14 protein-coding genes and 1 riboswitch are annotated in these 15,449 nt (G+C 46.4%); all 14 genes read right to left on the reverse strand.

From position 1 onward, the window contains the following. Positions 1-49: 49 nt before the first annotated feature. The 14 genes from ribE to KAI36_RS15710 all read right to left on the reverse strand — a co-directional run bounded on the left by ribE (position 50) and on the right by KAI36_RS15710 (position 15,293). Entirely contained in the window at positions 50-715 is a 666-nt protein-coding gene (ribE, locus tag KAI36_RS15645; protein WP_220025364.1) for a riboflavin synthase, read from the reverse strand. Between the two features lie 331 nt (positions 716-1,046). After that, positions 1,047-1,220: riboswitch (FMN riboswitch) on the reverse strand. A gap of 68 nt (positions 1,221-1,288) precedes the next feature. After that, positions 1,289-1,756 carry an IDEAL domain-containing protein gene (locus tag KAI36_RS15650; protein WP_013310772.1) on the reverse strand — a complete coding sequence of 156 codons (468 nt, stop codon included), beginning with the start codon at positions 1,754-1,756 and terminating at the stop codon, positions 1,289-1,291. A gap of 219 nt (positions 1,757-1,975) precedes the next feature. Beyond that, entirely contained in the window at positions 1,976-4,264 is a 2,289-nt protein-coding gene (locus KAI36_RS15655) for a thiamine pyrophosphate-dependent enzyme (protein WP_220025365.1), read from the reverse strand. Continuing rightward, positions 4,264-5,277: a 2-oxoacid:acceptor oxidoreductase family protein gene (locus tag KAI36_RS15660; protein ID WP_023989209.1), complete on the reverse strand. Its 1,014-nt coding sequence runs from the start codon at positions 5,275-5,277 to the stop codon at positions 4,264-4,266. Before KAI36_RS15660 ends, KAI36_RS15655 begins: the two co-directional genes overlap by 1 nt. Before the next feature lie 251 nt (positions 5,278-5,528). Further along, positions 5,529-5,963, reverse strand: a complete 435-nt coding sequence (locus KAI36_RS15665; protein ID WP_013310775.1) for a peptidylprolyl isomerase — start codon at positions 5,961-5,963, stop codon at positions 5,529-5,531. A 162-nt stretch (positions 5,964-6,125) separates the two neighbouring features. Next, complete coding sequence (lysA, locus tag KAI36_RS15670) at positions 6,126-7,493, reverse strand: diaminopimelate decarboxylase (RefSeq protein ID WP_220025366.1); 1,368 nt, start codon at positions 7,491-7,493, stop codon at positions 6,126-6,128. Between the two features lie 110 nt (positions 7,494-7,603). Continuing rightward, positions 7,604-9,298 carry a spore germination protein gene (locus tag KAI36_RS15675; protein WP_220025367.1) on the reverse strand — a complete coding sequence of 565 codons (1,695 nt, stop codon included), beginning with the start codon at positions 9,296-9,298 and terminating at the stop codon, positions 7,604-7,606. Between the two features lie 26 nt (positions 9,299-9,324). Continuing rightward, complete coding sequence (locus KAI36_RS15680) at positions 9,325-9,747, reverse strand: stage V sporulation protein AB (protein ID WP_220025368.1); 423 nt, start codon at positions 9,745-9,747, stop codon at positions 9,325-9,327. Then, complete coding sequence (locus KAI36_RS15685; protein ID WP_023989212.1) at positions 9,744-10,397, reverse strand: stage V sporulation protein AA; 654 nt, start codon at positions 10,395-10,397, stop codon at positions 9,744-9,746. Before KAI36_RS15685 ends, KAI36_RS15680 begins: the two co-directional genes overlap by 4 nt. Before the next feature lie 176 nt (positions 10,398-10,573). Beyond that, the gene (gene sigF, locus KAI36_RS15690) at positions 10,574-11,329 is read right to left on the reverse strand and encodes an RNA polymerase sporulation sigma factor SigF (protein ID WP_023989213.1); all 756 of its coding nucleotides are present in this window, start codon (positions 11,327-11,329) and stop codon (positions 10,574-10,576) included. Between the two features lie 11 nt (positions 11,330-11,340). After that, on the reverse strand, positions 11,341-11,796 hold the full coding sequence (gene spoIIAB, locus KAI36_RS15695) for an anti-sigma F factor (RefSeq protein ID WP_013310781.1): 456 nt from the start codon (positions 11,794-11,796) through the stop codon (positions 11,341-11,343). Continuing rightward, positions 11,793-12,146 (reverse strand): anti-sigma F factor antagonist, encoded by a 354-nt coding sequence (gene spoIIAA / locus KAI36_RS15700; protein WP_013310782.1) that lies wholly within the window; start codon positions 12,144-12,146, stop codon positions 11,793-11,795. The genes spoIIAB and spoIIAA overlap by 4 nt, the downstream gene beginning before the upstream one ends. A 96-nt stretch (positions 12,147-12,242) precedes the next feature. Then, positions 12,243-13,436: a D-alanyl-D-alanine carboxypeptidase family protein gene (locus KAI36_RS15705; RefSeq protein WP_220025369.1), complete on the reverse strand. Its 1,194-nt coding sequence runs from the start codon at positions 13,434-13,436 to the stop codon at positions 12,243-12,245. Between the two features lie 213 nt (positions 13,437-13,649). Next, a complete protein-coding gene (locus KAI36_RS15710) occupies positions 13,650-15,293 on the reverse strand; it encodes a glycoside hydrolase family 55 protein (RefSeq protein ID WP_220025370.1) in 1,644 nt (547 codons plus the stop codon). Positions 15,294-15,449 lie beyond the last annotated feature (156 nt).

Genomic DNA, 15,449 nt, shown 5'->3' on the forward strand with positions numbered 1-15,449 from the left:
CCTTATGTCTTGTGCCACGAATGCTCCTAAACAGGTTTACCATTCAATTTCAGGCAAAGCCGTGTTTCGCCAAATAGTCCAAACTGAGAGGAGCTTTTTGTACTCTCTCCGCCTCCGCTACACCTCTGTAATTTAAAAGCTGTTCTACATATTTGCCCAAAATATCACATTCGATATTGACGGTATCCCCCTCACGTTTGGCTTGTAAGGCCGTTTCGGATAAAGTGTGGGGAATAATGGATACGGCAAAGGTATCTCCCGTACGCTGTGCGACTGTGAGGCTGATACCATCAATTGTGATTGACCCTTTGAGTAGAATATATTTAAATAATGTTTGATTTTTAGGCTCAACTTCGAACACAACTGCATTCTGGTCTGATGTCACCCCTCGAATCGTTCCCGTCCCGTCCACATGTCCTTGCACGATGTGTCCTCCGAACCTTCCACTCGCCGCCATCGCCCGCTCCAGATTGACTCGGCTGCCGGACCTCAACTCTTTCAGATTAGTGCTGCGAAAGGTTTCCGGCATCACATCAACCTTAAAGTCTTTCGAACCAATCCGTATCGCCGTCAGGCAAACGCCATTCACCGAGACACTGTCTCCTATTTTCAAATCGCCCAACACTACGGAACCCGAAATCCCCAGCACCATCGCTTCACCGCTTTTGGAAATAGTTTGAATGCGACCCACTTCCTCAACTAATCCGGTAAACATGCCTTCACTCCTTTCCACTACATTTCAGTTTATCCCTAATTCATCAGCTATAAGCGCAAAAAACCCCCAGTTCGGATTCAATCCGTCATGGGGGTGATGAGAGTCACATTTGTAGTATACAAGCGCAGTTCATATGCATCTTAAGACGACATGAAATCATAGGTTTGCCAATAGAAAGCATGACTGAGGATACAACCAAATACGCTCAGAACACCCATCAAAAAGAAAGCTTAAGAAAGCTATCGCCCGATGCTATCCTACAACGAAATAAGCCGTACGCACAATTGGGTATGCTAAAAATCGGCACATGTCACGTCATGCACATGCGCTTCGTATCCTTCTCCCATCCAGACTATACTGTCGGTCCCGGATTTGCACCAGGTCCACCTTCTGCTGATCATTCAGCATCCGGGTCACGGACTAAGCCATGCTGTTTCTCACAAAAACGATCCACAAACATGTCATCACCGCCGGTGGGGAATTTCGCCCCGCCCCGAAGGATCTTGCTCTTATTTAATTGAATTAACATTAAACTTGTTACGTATATTAGCACCGACTTCTAAAAAAAGCAAGTTATCTAATAGAAGCGCCTGCTTTGGTTTTGACATATTGGCTGGAGAGTTCTTCAAACCAGGTTTTATCATTCATATGAAGCGCCAAGTCAATCAGATCAGCCAGTTCCTCGACTCCCAACTCTGTTGCATGATCAAAGGTAATTACGGCTGAAGCAACAGGTCCCCGCCCTTCCTCAGAACATGCTTCATAATCCAGTCGTACATCAACATGTCCGTCAATAAACTCGCATTTCAGAAAATAAATAATTTCGCACATTAAAATGGGGCGTACCTGTGTTTCTAACACGCAATCCATCACCTTGGCAGAATAGTGCTGGTTCGTCAGCGTGAATTTGTGTTCTGTCGCTGCTAGCGATGCCCGTCCAAAATCGTCCGTAAACTTTAGTTCTACTGGCTTGATGTTCATAACCTTAGGGATCTGCTTCTTTATAATTTCGATTATTTCAACTGTATTCAGCTTAATCATTACCTGCACCTCATTGCATCTTAAAATTCAGAAGAAAACTTTTTAACGTGCCTCTTATAGGCCTCCACTCCTATATCGGAAATCATTACCTGTTTTTTTATGCTTCAACCCATAAACGACAAAAAAGATTCTTTGCGCAATAAGCGTAAAGAATCTTGATCGAACCACTACAGTAACAGCGGCTAACAATGCTAATCGATGATTATGCAAAAAACAGAGTTATAGCTCTGAAATTTCATGTTTCTTTTTCAGGGTAGTCCAGCGACGCTCAATCTCCTGCTCAAAGGTAGCCAGCGTAGCCTCCTCCTTGAGAAGATGCTTCGTTTTACCCATTAATTTCAACCATTCTGCAGCTGGGATCCGTTTTCCCTTGTCTTCCGGATTATACGTAACCGTCGTACTGCCTTGCTCTATTTCGTACAAAGGAAAGAAACAGGACTCGACTGCGGCGCCCACAATGCTGGTGCCCAGTCTGTCTTCAGATTTCCAATTCAGCGGGCAGGCGCACAGGATCTTACCATAGGCCGTACCCACGTTGTTCGCATACCATTGAGCCTTGGCTGCTTTGCGCAGCATATCCTGCGGATGACTTTCAGCTGCTGTAAAGGCATACGGAATGTTACAAGCAGCCATGATTTGTACGGTATCCTTGTGATGCCCTTGCTTTCCTTTTTGCATTTTCCCTACACCCGACGTACTGGTCATGTGACCGAGCGGAGTGGAGTACGATTGCTGTGAACCGGTATTCATGTACCCCTCGTTATCATATTCCAGCATGATCAGCTTATGATTACGCAGAGCCGCACCAATCGCAGAACCCATACCAATATCCATTCCACCGTCACCACTGATCATGATAAAGGTCGGATCGTCCGACATCTCAATTTCATTGCGGCGCTTCATTTCCATATAAGCTTCCAGCGCTCCCGAAAGTGTAGCGGCCCCGTTTTGAAAAAGATTGTGGATCATCGGTTGTTTGTGTGATGTATATGGATACCCTGTCGTCGTCACATATACGCAGCCTGTCTGGAACAGCACGACAATATCCCCTTCAATACCTTTGAAAAACAGTTCCAGCGCAGACAATGCCCCACATCCTGGGCAAGCCCCGTGACCTGGTGTAAGACGGCGTGGTTTGGTCGTCAACGACCGCAGGGGTGGTACCTTGACTTTGAGCTTCCCGGTCGCCTCGTCCGGCGTAACCTGAATCAGACCCGTACGGTATGCATTGCCACGTGGCGGCTGCATAACTTGCGGCATCACTTTGTCCGGTGAACCCGGATTAATTCCGTAATAATCAAAGGGCTTCTCCGCTTGTCCGGCCTCTGCCGCCTCAATCGCAAGCTGGAAGAACGCCTCTGCATCTTCCGCATAAAAATCCTTGCCGCCCAAGCCAAAGATACGGCTCAACACAAGCGTCCGGTTCAGCGGATCCTCCTGCAAGGCCGCTTTAATTTCATGCGTTAAATTACCGCCGTCTGCCCCATACGAATCTGCACGTTCACCTACCAGCAGCGCCTTGACATCGCGTAATGCTTCCCGCAGTTGTGCGGCTGGGAACGGTCGGATAATATTCGGACGTATCACACCAGCTTTAATCCCGCGCGCACGGAGTTGATCCGCCACATCCTTGGCCGATTCAGCCGCCGAATTCAACAGGAATACCGCGACCTCAGCATCCTCCATATGATACAGATCCAAAATCGGGTATTCCCGACCGGATAAAGCGGCATATTCTGCTGCTACTTGCTCATATACTCCTTCTGACAGCTTCAGTGCTTCGGATAGCTGAACATGATTATTCGTCAGGTCATCACCGTTCATATGCGCACCCACGGTAACAGGATGATCAAAATCCGTAATATTCGGATAATTTAAGTTCGGGTTAGGACCTACAAAACCGCGCACGGTCTCAGCATCGGCAAAATATTGCACTTTACGTTTTTGATGGGACGTATAAAAACCGTCATATGCGACCATTACAGGCAGTCGAACATCGCTATGCTCTGCGATTTTTAGTGCCATGATGTTCATATCATACACAGCCTGTGGTGTACTTGCCGTCAAAATGACCCAGCCTGTATTCAAACCATAGTACAGGTCCGAATGATCCCCGCGAATATCCAGGGGACCACTGACAGCTCGTGTCACCAGATTCATAACCATAGGAAAACGGGTACCTGACTGAACAGGTAACTGCTCCAGCATGTACAGGAAACCTTGCGAACTGGTGGCGTTCACAACCCTCGCTCCCGCTGCGGCAGCTCCATAACACATCCCTGCCGATCCGTGTTCTCCGTCTGCTGCAACCAGCTTAATATTATGCTGGCCTCTCGTTCTCATCTGATCCAGATACTGCGCTACCTCGGTAGATGGAGTAATCGGGAAATATCCCATCATATGATAATTAATCTGCGCAGCCGCCGTAGCTGCCATTTCATTACCGGATTCGAACGTTGTCACTTGCGCGGCGCCTGTCTGTTTGAGTTCTTCCTCCAGTTTTGCCATTACGCACGCCCTCCTTCATATGCCGGAAATTGGTGGGCAACTCGATTCTGTTCCGCCCATCCCCATTGTTCGCGACGCGAGCTTAATGCCCCCGACGGGCAAATATCTACACATTTCAGACATCCTTTGCAATACTGGTAATCAATCCCTTGCAAAAATGGCATCATTCTTCCGCGTTTGTCTGCTTGCTCTTCCCATACAAAACAGTAATCCGGGCAAATCGAATCACACTTGGCACAATGGGTACATTTATCAGCTTCATATTCAGGCACATACCCCTGACGTGAACCACTAACATCTCTCGTCATACTGTTTCCCTGAGTTGCAATAACGCCCCCCAGTAGTTGGGTTTCGTATCCCAGCAATGGCTGCGGACGTTCAAAAACCCGATCCTCTGCGTCATCAGTAACCGGATATACGTGCAGTTCCATTTCATCATAACCACGGTTAAACGTACGCAGATTAGGTTCCACTAACAGTGGATTTTTCTTTTCAAAGGTACTGCGTATAACCGATCTCATCGCTTCCGGGTCCAAGAAATCACAGACACGGAACAAGGCACCGAGCATGGACGTATTTAGTTTGGTTCGCTCTTCCAGTGCGATGCCCATCGCATCCACCACCGCTAATGTACCGGATACCAGTCCCAAATCAGCCCGTATTTCTTCTGCTGGACGCGTGGAATTAACCACTACAATCCCATCCGCTGGCAGTCCGCTGATTACATTTACCGTTTTGTATAACGTTTCATGGAAAATGCCTACCACATGCGGTTGCTCAATCGGACTGTGATCCCGAATATCGACCTCCGGCTCACAGAAGCGGACGAAGCTTTTAACCGGAGTTCCCTTTTTTTCCGAACCGTAGGACGAAAAATTTGAAGCATTCAGCCCCAGACCAAGCACCCCGGTTTCGGCCAACATTTTGCCAGCCAGATTAGCGCCGAGTCCACCAATGGATTCCAGCCGGATTTCAAAAAATCCGAGTCGATTTGTGCGCGTTAAAATTGACAATGTGATAAGCCCCCTTCTTTTCCAATCCTTACTGAGTTTCAATACTCATATAAAATAAATGGAAAATGCATTCTTATGAAAAGGCTATCACAACACTTACTTTTCGAATGTGATCTTACGCACTGTAATGCCTATGTGATTGCGAAAATCAATAAACCGTCAAACAAAAGACAACAAAAGCCGCCCTGTCCAAAGACAGAACGGCTTAGGTGCAACGCTATTTAAAAAAGATCATGTAATTAACGGTAAAATTACACGTCAAATACTTTAACCTCTTTCATTTTGTCGCCTTGTTTTACTGCATCAATGAATTCCATACCTTTGGTCACTTTACCAAATACAGTATGTACTCCATCTAAATGTGGTTGTGGAGCGTAGCAGATAAAGAATTGGCTGCCACCTGTGTTGCGACCTGCATGAGCCATGGACAGAACGCCTTTGGCATGCTTTGTTGTATTCGTAGCTGTTTCACAGTCAATCGTGTAACCAGGACCGCCTGTACCGTTACCGATTGGACAACCACCTTGAGCCACAAAGCCCGGAATTACACGGTGGAAGCTCAAACCGTTGTAATAACCGCTGTTTGCCAGCTTTTCAAAGTTAGCAACGGTGTTTGGAGCTTCTTCTGGGAAAAAGTCAATTTCGACGATACCGCCGTTTTCAAGATCTATTCTACCTTTTTTCATTGTTTGTATCTCCTTTTCAACCTGTTTTGAGAACTAAATAACATCAAGTTCCAGTTTACTATGAATTGCCGCTCTTAGCAAAGTCTTGTCCAAAAAAAAGGGCCATTGTCCCCGGTGTATTATTACCGACTCAATGGCCTGCTTGATCTTACAATGCTAAAATCAGGACGAAACCGTAATCTTGGCGTTAGGCTGAATCGCCGGACTGGCTTGATCACGAATCAAGCGCTGTGGCACAACATCGTTGCGTACGATATCCTCGTAGGTTTCCCGACGCACCACCAACTCGGCCTCACCGTTGTTGACAAATACAACTGCTGGTCGACGTATTCGGTTATAATTACTCGCCATGGAGTAATTGTAGGCTCCGGTTGAGGCAACAGCGAGCAAGTCGCCGCTATTTATACGAGGCAGCTCTACATCCCAAATAAGCATATCGCCGCTTTCGCAGCATTTGCCCGCAATGGACACCGTCTCTTCGTTCGTATCCTGCGCTCGATTAGCCAGCATCGCTTCATACTTGGCCTGATACAGTGCAGGGCGTGGATTATCTGTCATCCCGCCATCTACCGAGACATATTTACGTACCTGCGGAATATCCTTGATGCTTCCTACCGTATATAAGGTCGTGCCTGAATCGCCTACAATACTGCGTCCCGGCTCAATCCAAATTTCTGGAAGTTCATCGTAAAGTCCTGAAAAATAGGTTTTCACCGCTTCGCCGATAGCCTGCACATAGGTGGATACTTTCAGCGGTGTGTCCTCCTCTGTGTAGCGAATGCCAAATCCCCCACCCAGATTAATCACTTTGAAGGAAAACTGAAGCTGTTCTTTAATTTCTCTGGAAAAAGCTGCAACCCGTTCAGCAGCCATTTGAAAGCCATTCACTTCGAAAATTTGCGAACCGATATGAGAATGTACCCCTAACAGGTTAAGATGGTCCAGCTCGATAGCCTGTTCCACTGCTTGGCGTGCTGTACCATTCCCAATGTCAAAGCCAAATTTCGAATCTTCTTGACCTGTGGCCATATATTCATGCGTATGCGCCTCAACCCCTGGTGTAACACGCAGTAAGATATTCACCTGCTGTTCTTTCTCGGAGGCAAGGGCCTGCAACAAATGCAACTCCATTTCGCTATCGACGACGAAGCAGCCAATTTGCGCATCTAACGCCATTTCAATTTCTTCCGGTGTTTTGTTATTGCCGTGAAAATGGATTCGCTCTGCCGGGAACCCTGCTTGTAGCGCAGTAAACAATTCTCCACTGGAAACTACGTCAAGCGACATTCCTTCTTCAGCAGCTAAAGCACACATCGCCATAACACAAAACGCTTTGCTTGCATAAGCAACTTGAAACTTCAATCCGGTTTCACGAAAAGCTTCTATGAATTCCCGACAGCGCCGGCGGACTAACTGTTCGTCAACAATATATAGCGGCGTGCCAAAACGCTCTTTCAAAAGCGTTGTATCACAACCGCCGATCTCCAAATGTCCATTGCTGTTAATTTTACTGCTTCCATGCAAATACATGTTCTGGCGCCTCTCTTTCTGGAACAAGCTAGTCATATTCCATCGAATGTTTACACCAGTATAGCAAAAAAAACATCAAGAACAATGGATTTTTATGCAGATCATTTATATTAATGCTCCTGTCCATTGCCTGAGTTCGAATCTGTGTCGGCATCCGTATGGGGCATACGCGTATTGTCCCTCGTTTTGTTAGATGACGGGCGGTTAGGCGCATCTAGTACAGGCATACGGAACAAGATGGAAGCTAACGCTTTGGCATTAAAAGGAATGAACGGCCACAAATACGAAGAATTATATGACCGATGCAGCGTCAGCATCAAAATGATCAGTGTCGTACCCACGACAAAGCCCGGTACGTGAAAAATTGCAACAGCAACCAGCAGGAATAGTCGAATCAGTCTATTCGCCAACCCCAGCTCATAGCTCGGTGTTGCGAACATTCCTATGGCAGCGACAGCCATATAGAGCACGACCTCATTCACGAAAAGTCCCGTCTTAACCGCTATATCACCGACCAGAATCGCTGCGATCAAGCCCATAGCGGAAGCCAGTGGTGTCGGAGTATGCACAGCCGCCATTCGCATTAGATCAACCCCTAGTTCTACAATGATAAACTGGGCAATCAGCGGAAGATGTGCTTCCTTTTGCGGACCAATAAAATCAAGAAACGCCGGTTTTAATTCGGGATTGATGACCATTAGTAGCCACATCGGAAGCAGAAACATCGAGGCGAATATACCTATAAAACGTACCCAGCGCAAATAACTTCCCATAAAAGCGGTTTGCCGATTCTCTTCTGCATGCTGACACAAGTCAAAAAAAGTGGTAGGCAAAATCATCACGCTGGGTGAGGTATCGACGAAAATAACGAGCCTTCCTTCCATAATATGCGATGCCACGACATCTGGTCGCTCCGAATATCGTACTAATGGATATGGATTCCAACCTTTATTGATAATCGTCTCCTCTAATTGCTTGTCGGCCAGCGGAATACCATCCAAATTAACATTTTTAATTTTGTCTCGTACAGTATCCACCATCACCTTATCTACAATATCGTCAATGTAGCCCAAACATACGTCTGTTCGTGTTCGGCGTCCGACCTGCATAGCCTCAAATTTAAGCCCTGGGTCCCGTAAACGCCGGCGCACCAGACCTACATTTGTAAGCATTGTTTCAGTAAATCCGTCGCGAGCACCGCGCACAACCCGCTCCAAAGAAGGTTCCTCCGGATTACGCACCGGGTAATTACGAGTATCCAGAATAAGGGAAAAACGCTCGCCTTCCATGAAAAAGGCACTCAGTCCCGTCAGCACCTTGTTAATGACCACAGACATCTTATCCGTCTTCTCCACCTGAATATGTGGAATAAAATTTTCAAAATACGCTTGTAGTCCATCCGAAGAGAGATCATCCGGCGTCAGATAGGTGAGACGCTTTAGCACTTCAAGCATGATCTGATCCTTCGCAAAGGAATTTAGGAACAGATATCCGGTATGACGCCCACCCAGTGTCATTTCCCTGAATACGACATCAAAGGTCTCTCCTAAACCTAATACTGTTTCAAGTGTGTTCTTATTATCCTTCATCCTCGGCGATATATCATCTTCGGCCTGCCAGTAGCGAACGGACTCCTCTACGTTATCAGACCGCTCACTCTCTTTTTTGTGCTTAAAGCGTTCAGATTCCTGCGCCTGCTTTTTCTTCCATGGACTTAACTCTTCTTCGCCAGTATGATTTCCCTTTCCAATTGCCCCGTCTTCTTGATACTGCTCCTGATGCTCTTGATCCGCTCTGTGATCCATATCTCTTGCCCCCTTCACTTTCGTTGTTAACGGTTGTATACAAACCAGTCAAATAAGGATCCCGTTACCTTGCCAAGCACCATTGCCATTAACAGACCGAGCATATACACGGTCATGTGGAGTCGCTTGGCGAGTATAGGCAGGAGATTCAATACCTCCGTTAGAGCCGCGGCGAGCAAGCCAATAAACACTCCGCAAAATAACCCAGGTATCCATGTAAATATGCCCGGTAGTGGCAAGCAAATGTTCCAAAAATCGACCACAGTTCCCAGTACTGAACCTACAATCATTGCCTTTTCGTATGCACGTGATTTTTTATACGTACGGGTGAGTTGTGCTAATCGCGGCATGATATCCAGCACAATAAAAAAAGCAATTACACCGCTACCCACCGCAAGGCCCCCAGCAATACCTAAAATAATCTGAAGTCCAGCCTGTACAAGTATCATGGTTTCTTATCCTTTGTCTGCAGACGGGCCATCTTTTCATATTCCTCTGCCACAACATACTGATCCACATTTTCCTGGTACAGATACATCTCCACCTCCAGCGGCGTCGGCTCCTCGTTCCAATTTTTCTTGAACAAGTGATTAAAAAAAACGATCATGCCAAAGCCGATGCCAATCGAGTAAGCAATTTGAAACAGGTACGGATGCTCATCCTTACGTCCCGTAATCATCTCTACAATCCGAACCTGTACCTCCATCATGCTAACGTCGGCATGAAAATTCATAATTGTCAGCGCAGAGCCAAAAAACAGAAGCACCCATACCAAAACAAACAGTATTTTGGACGGCTTACGGGGTTTCTCCACGAGTTCCACAAGTACATGCGGCTTCCCGAGAGATTCAACTACGACCCCCGGAATATGATCTCTAATTTTTGCTATGATCTGCAGCATGTCTATCAGTATCAGATTACCGTCCTGGTGCTGCGGGCGCTTGAGAACAAGCTCAAGCAGATCCTTTTCCCATTCAGGATTAGTCAGCAGTTGGGCTACATCACCCAAATGTAAATCCTGTCCTTGTATCATGCGAACACGGCTGCGGAGCCGCAAGTAGACAATAGGAGCTACTGTAGGAGCCGGACTATGAGTCATCCGATCCCCTCCTTATCCTCGTAATTATCGATTAGTATGGAACGAAGCAAGGAAACCTATTCTGTGTATTGTCTTTTATTCCACGCAAAAAAGAGTACCCCTGGCCATTAAAATGGCTTTGGAATACCCTTTAGTAATACGTAAGCATAAGGATTTCACTAAGATCCTGACTGTTATTATTGGGCAATCTGATCGCGGATCAGTTGTAAAATCTTTTTTTCCAGCCGTGATACCTGCACCTGAGAAATACCAAGCCGACTTGCAACCTCTGATTGAGTCTGATCCCGGTAATAGCGCAGGTACACAATCAACCGCTCCCGCTCAGATAGTCCGCCAATGGCCTCATTGAGTGCCAGCTTGTCGAACCATCTTTCCTGTGATTCGTCAGCAATCTGATCCATAAGCGTAATCGGATCACCGTCATTTTCGAACACCGTTTCGTGAATTGAAGTAGGCGGCTTATTGGCCTCCTGCGCAAAAACAACATCCTCTGGTGTCACTCCCAGCTCATCAGCAACTTCCTTGACTGTAGGCAGGCGGTTGAGCCGTTTGGATAGCTCGTCCTTCATTTTGCGGACCTTATTGGCCGTTTCCTTCAAGGAACGGCTAACCTTGAGTGTACCGTCATCACGCAGGAACCGTTGAATCTCACCGATAATCATCGGTACTGCATATGTTGAAAATTTGACTTCGTAGCTGAGATCGAATTTATCCACCGATTTTAACAAGCCGATGCAACCAATTTGAAAAAGATCGTCAGGTTCATACCCCCGGTTCATAAAGCGCTGCACGACAGACCAGACGAGCCGGATATTACTATTGACCAGTGTCTCACGAGCCTCATTATCACCGGATTGACTCAGTGCAATAAGCCGCTTGACTTCCGCATCCTCCAAATAGCTGTGCGAAGTTTTTTTTCCTCCTGCTTCCATAGGATCAACTCCTAATTATATAAAGCTTTCTTGGATTCAATCCTTTTCTTCATCCGGACCGACGTGCCTCCGCCCGGCTCACTGACTGCTTCAAACTCATCCATGAAATTTTCCATAATCGTAAAGCCCATGCCGGAGCGTTCCAATTCAGGTTTGGACGTGTATAGGGGTTGCTTGGCCAGCTCTAGATCCTCAATTCCTCGGCCTGCGTCCTCAACAACCAACGTGATCACGTCCGCTTCAATCCCGACTTTGATCGTTACGACACCTGACGGGTCGCTGTCATAACCGTGAATAATACTGTTTGTCACCGCTTCAGACACCACGGTTTTCAAATCGCTTAGCTCATCCATTGTGGGATCGAGCCTGGAAATAAAGGCCGCGACAGCCACACGAGCAAATGCTTCATTCTCCGATTTGGCAGCAAACTGCAAGCTCATGAAATTGTTACCCGTGCCTTCTCTCATGACACTACCTCCAGTTCCGTGAGCGCATTTCCCTCGTTGTCATATATGGGCATGATTTTGAACAGCCCTGACATATCCAGCAGTCGGTGTACTGGCGGATTGACATCACAGACTGCCATTTTTCCGCCCTTTTGCTTGATCAGTTTGTACCGTCCCAAGATAACGCCAAGGCCGGAGCTATCCATAAACTGAAGATTCTTCAGACTGAGCACAATATGCTCGCATTGCCGGCGCTGAATCGCCTCGTCCATTTGCATACGGACCATGTCCGACGTATGGTGATCAAGCTCACCAGACAGCCTTACAATCAGTACCCCCCGGTGATGCTCCATTTCAATTTGCAGGTTCATGCTTACTCACTCTCCTCCCGGTCTTGGACAAGGATTTCTACGTAGCCGCAGACGATTCCTGCCCTCCGACAAAACTAGAAGAAAACCCCGTAAAATCTACAAAGAAAATAGGTTCGACATGGTACGTTTAAACAATTTCCACCATCCGGCCTTTTCGATAGCCACAGGCGAAGTGATATTAAATTCCTTAAGCCGTTGTCCATCCTGATAGACGACCAGCTTACCGACTGGGTCACCAGCCCGGACAGGAGCTTTGAGGCTTGGGGACAGTTGCAATTCATGACGCAACGTTTGTTTGTTGCCACCTTTTTTCACCAGCACACTGTAAGAACGGTCAGCCTGAATTTTCAGCTCTGGCAATACGCCTTTTTCAACTTTTACGTTGCCCAGCAATTCACCCGGCTTGTATATGGATTTCATTGTATATTGAGAAAATGCATAGTCGAACATGGAAGATACTTCGTTGTTGCGTATCTTCGTATTTGGTTCCCCGAGCACGACAGCTACGACACGCAAGCCATCACGCTTCGCAGTAGCGGAAAGACAGAACTTTGCTTCTGCCGTATAGCCTGTTTTCAGCCCGTCTGCTCCAGTATAGAAACGGACAAGTTTATTCGTATTCACAAGCCAAAAGGGTTTGACTGAGGATTTGCGCAAATAGTCCTGATAGGCTCCCGTATATTTCGTAATTTGCGGGTATTTCAACAACTCCCGGCTCATAACCGCAATATCATGCGCAGAAGAATAGTGATTCTCTACGGGTAAACCGTTGCAATTGGCAAAATGCGTATCCTTGAGCCCGAGCTGCTGCACCTTCGCATTCATCATCTCGACAAAAGCCTGTTCAGATCCTGCAATTTTCTCAGCCATCGCCACAGAGGCGTCGTTGCCGGAAGCCATTGCAATTCCCTTCAGCATCTCATCGACCGTCATTTCTTCTCCGGGCTCCAAGAAAATTTGCGAGCCTCCCATTGAAGACGCATATTCGCTGGCCCGAACTTTATCGGTCAGCTTGAGCTTGCCATCTTGAATGGCCTCCATTGTCAGCAACATCGTCATAATTTTGGTGATGCTCGCTGGAGGAAGCTTTTCACGACTGTTTTTTTCATAGATGACTGTGCCCGTATCTGCGTCCATCATGATCGCCGAAAGAGCCTCGGGAGCCAGCTCAGCCGCTGATCCCTCTTTGGTTTTGCTTTCAGGTCTGCTTTCTTCGGCCCAACCGCCGACAGGGACGGCAGTCAAGGCTACCAGGCAAGCCAGGATGAACGCCACCACTTTTTTCTTCACAATCGGTTCCCTCCTCAACATATTGGCGTAAAGCACCGGAGCCCATTTACTTACCCCTCCGGCCTATTCGCGTGCTGCTAACCATTGTCGTCAGAATGAAAGAAAAATATTCCATATGAATAAAAACATCAAATAGCACCAAGCTGAGTCAGCATGGTGCGCATTTTCCAATATATAAAATGACAGAACATCTATCGTCTGTGAAATAATTGTTTAAATTCGGCTTACGGTGAAATATGTGATTCCTCCACCCGGTAGAATATCCATTGAATTTTGACTGAACACCCGTATATCAATAAAAGAATTCGCTTCCAGTCTAAGTTCCATTGCTCCACTCAATGCACTATAGTTCAGTCCACCAATTACCCTATCATCGAGATAAGCATAGGCGGAGCTCCCGGCAAGCTGCTCATCATTCAGATGAAGTGCCAGCCGTGTGCGATTGCCATCCACTTGAGGATCGGTCGAAATGTAGACTTGTATTCTGTATTTCCCAGCTCGCTTGGCTCGCCATCGGCTATTCACCGCATCGAATTCGATCAGCTCATCATGGTTGATTTGATTGAACTTCACCTTCTGCCAGCTACCTGCGGGAAGATTTTGCCTTGCTCCCAGGTAGGCTTTAACAAAGGTTTCGTCCAAATGCTCAATCCCGTTGTTCGAGTATTTCTCGACAAGCAGCAAAGCCTGCCCTGTCCCATTATTCTCGTCATAACGATTATTGCTATAGTTAAAATCCAAATGTGAGCGAAGTGTCACCTGCTGTGTGGAAGAGCTACCAGAGAAAGAAATAAGCTGCTTTAGATTACGGGGATACCCTCCCACCTCGTCCACCAAAACTTTTTTGCCAATGACCACATCCACAAAATAGTTACATACGGATTGGGTGTCATCGAATTTGTCCGCTATCGCTAAAATGGAGTCACGCAAGGCCACATTTTTTGTTTCTTTGGTAGTACCAATTTGAATAAAAGAAGGCACTGTCATCTTATGCTCTCTGCTTAGTCCCTCAAACCAGCAGCCTATAAATTCAGCGTTCATAAAATCATTAATTAAAATGGGAATATCATTGGAACTTCCATCCTTAATGTGCTGGCTAGCTAAAAATCTGGCCCCGTTGGAGCTATTCAGATCCAATGCCGTATCGTTCCCCAATGTAAAAAGCGCTATGCTAGTAAACTGTGAACTTCTGTTCTGCAAGTGAATCCCTGTTTTATTGTAATTAATCTCCGTGCATTTAAATAAATTCACATCACTTTCGTAGCCCCAAAAAGCCGTTTCAAAATGCTCAATTAGGACGTTATCCAGGACAACTCCGCCACCCTTCCAATCCTGAATACCCAAAGTACCTTTGCCATAATATCCACGCTTCACTGACTGCGAAAATGGATTATTTAATGTGCCTCTGTCAGCCCCCTCGTACCGGATCGATAAGTCATGAAACTGCACATTTTGATATCCGCTAAACGATGGTAGACTTTCATCTCCAATTTGAAAACAAGGACCCGTACCATAATATTCAATCGACGTAACACCTTTGCCTTGTCGGTATCTGCCCTTATGAATGCCAAAAATGCGCACACCCTGCTTGCGAATCTGTAAGGTAGAGGTTATTTTGTATCGTCCACTGGGGATGTGAAGAATGGAATAATCGGGGGTCTTATTAATCAATTCCTGCAAAGCTGCCGTGTCATCCTGAATACCATCACCAGCAGCTCCAAACCAGCTTACGTTTACACTGCGTTCAATGAATTCTTTTTCAATAGTTTTAAAATTTTCATTTAATTGCTGCGGCGTTAACTCTTTGCCCGTACCACTCAAATTCAACTTCAAACGGTCTGTAAAATGATCCGCCACCCGAACACCCCCATGTTTAAAAACGTAAAAAGTTCCTTTTTTGACCAAGTAGAAGAATTCTTCATTTTCTTAGCATGGACTGAGTATATGCACAAGAGGGCTTGCTCTAGGCTTGAGAAAAATGAAAATAAATATTTTATTATTATTGTACAAGAA

It is taken from the genome of Paenibacillus sp. S02 (assembly GCF_019454065.1).
GTDB lineage: Bacteria > Bacillota > Bacilli > Paenibacillales > Paenibacillaceae > Paenibacillus > Paenibacillus polymyxa_B.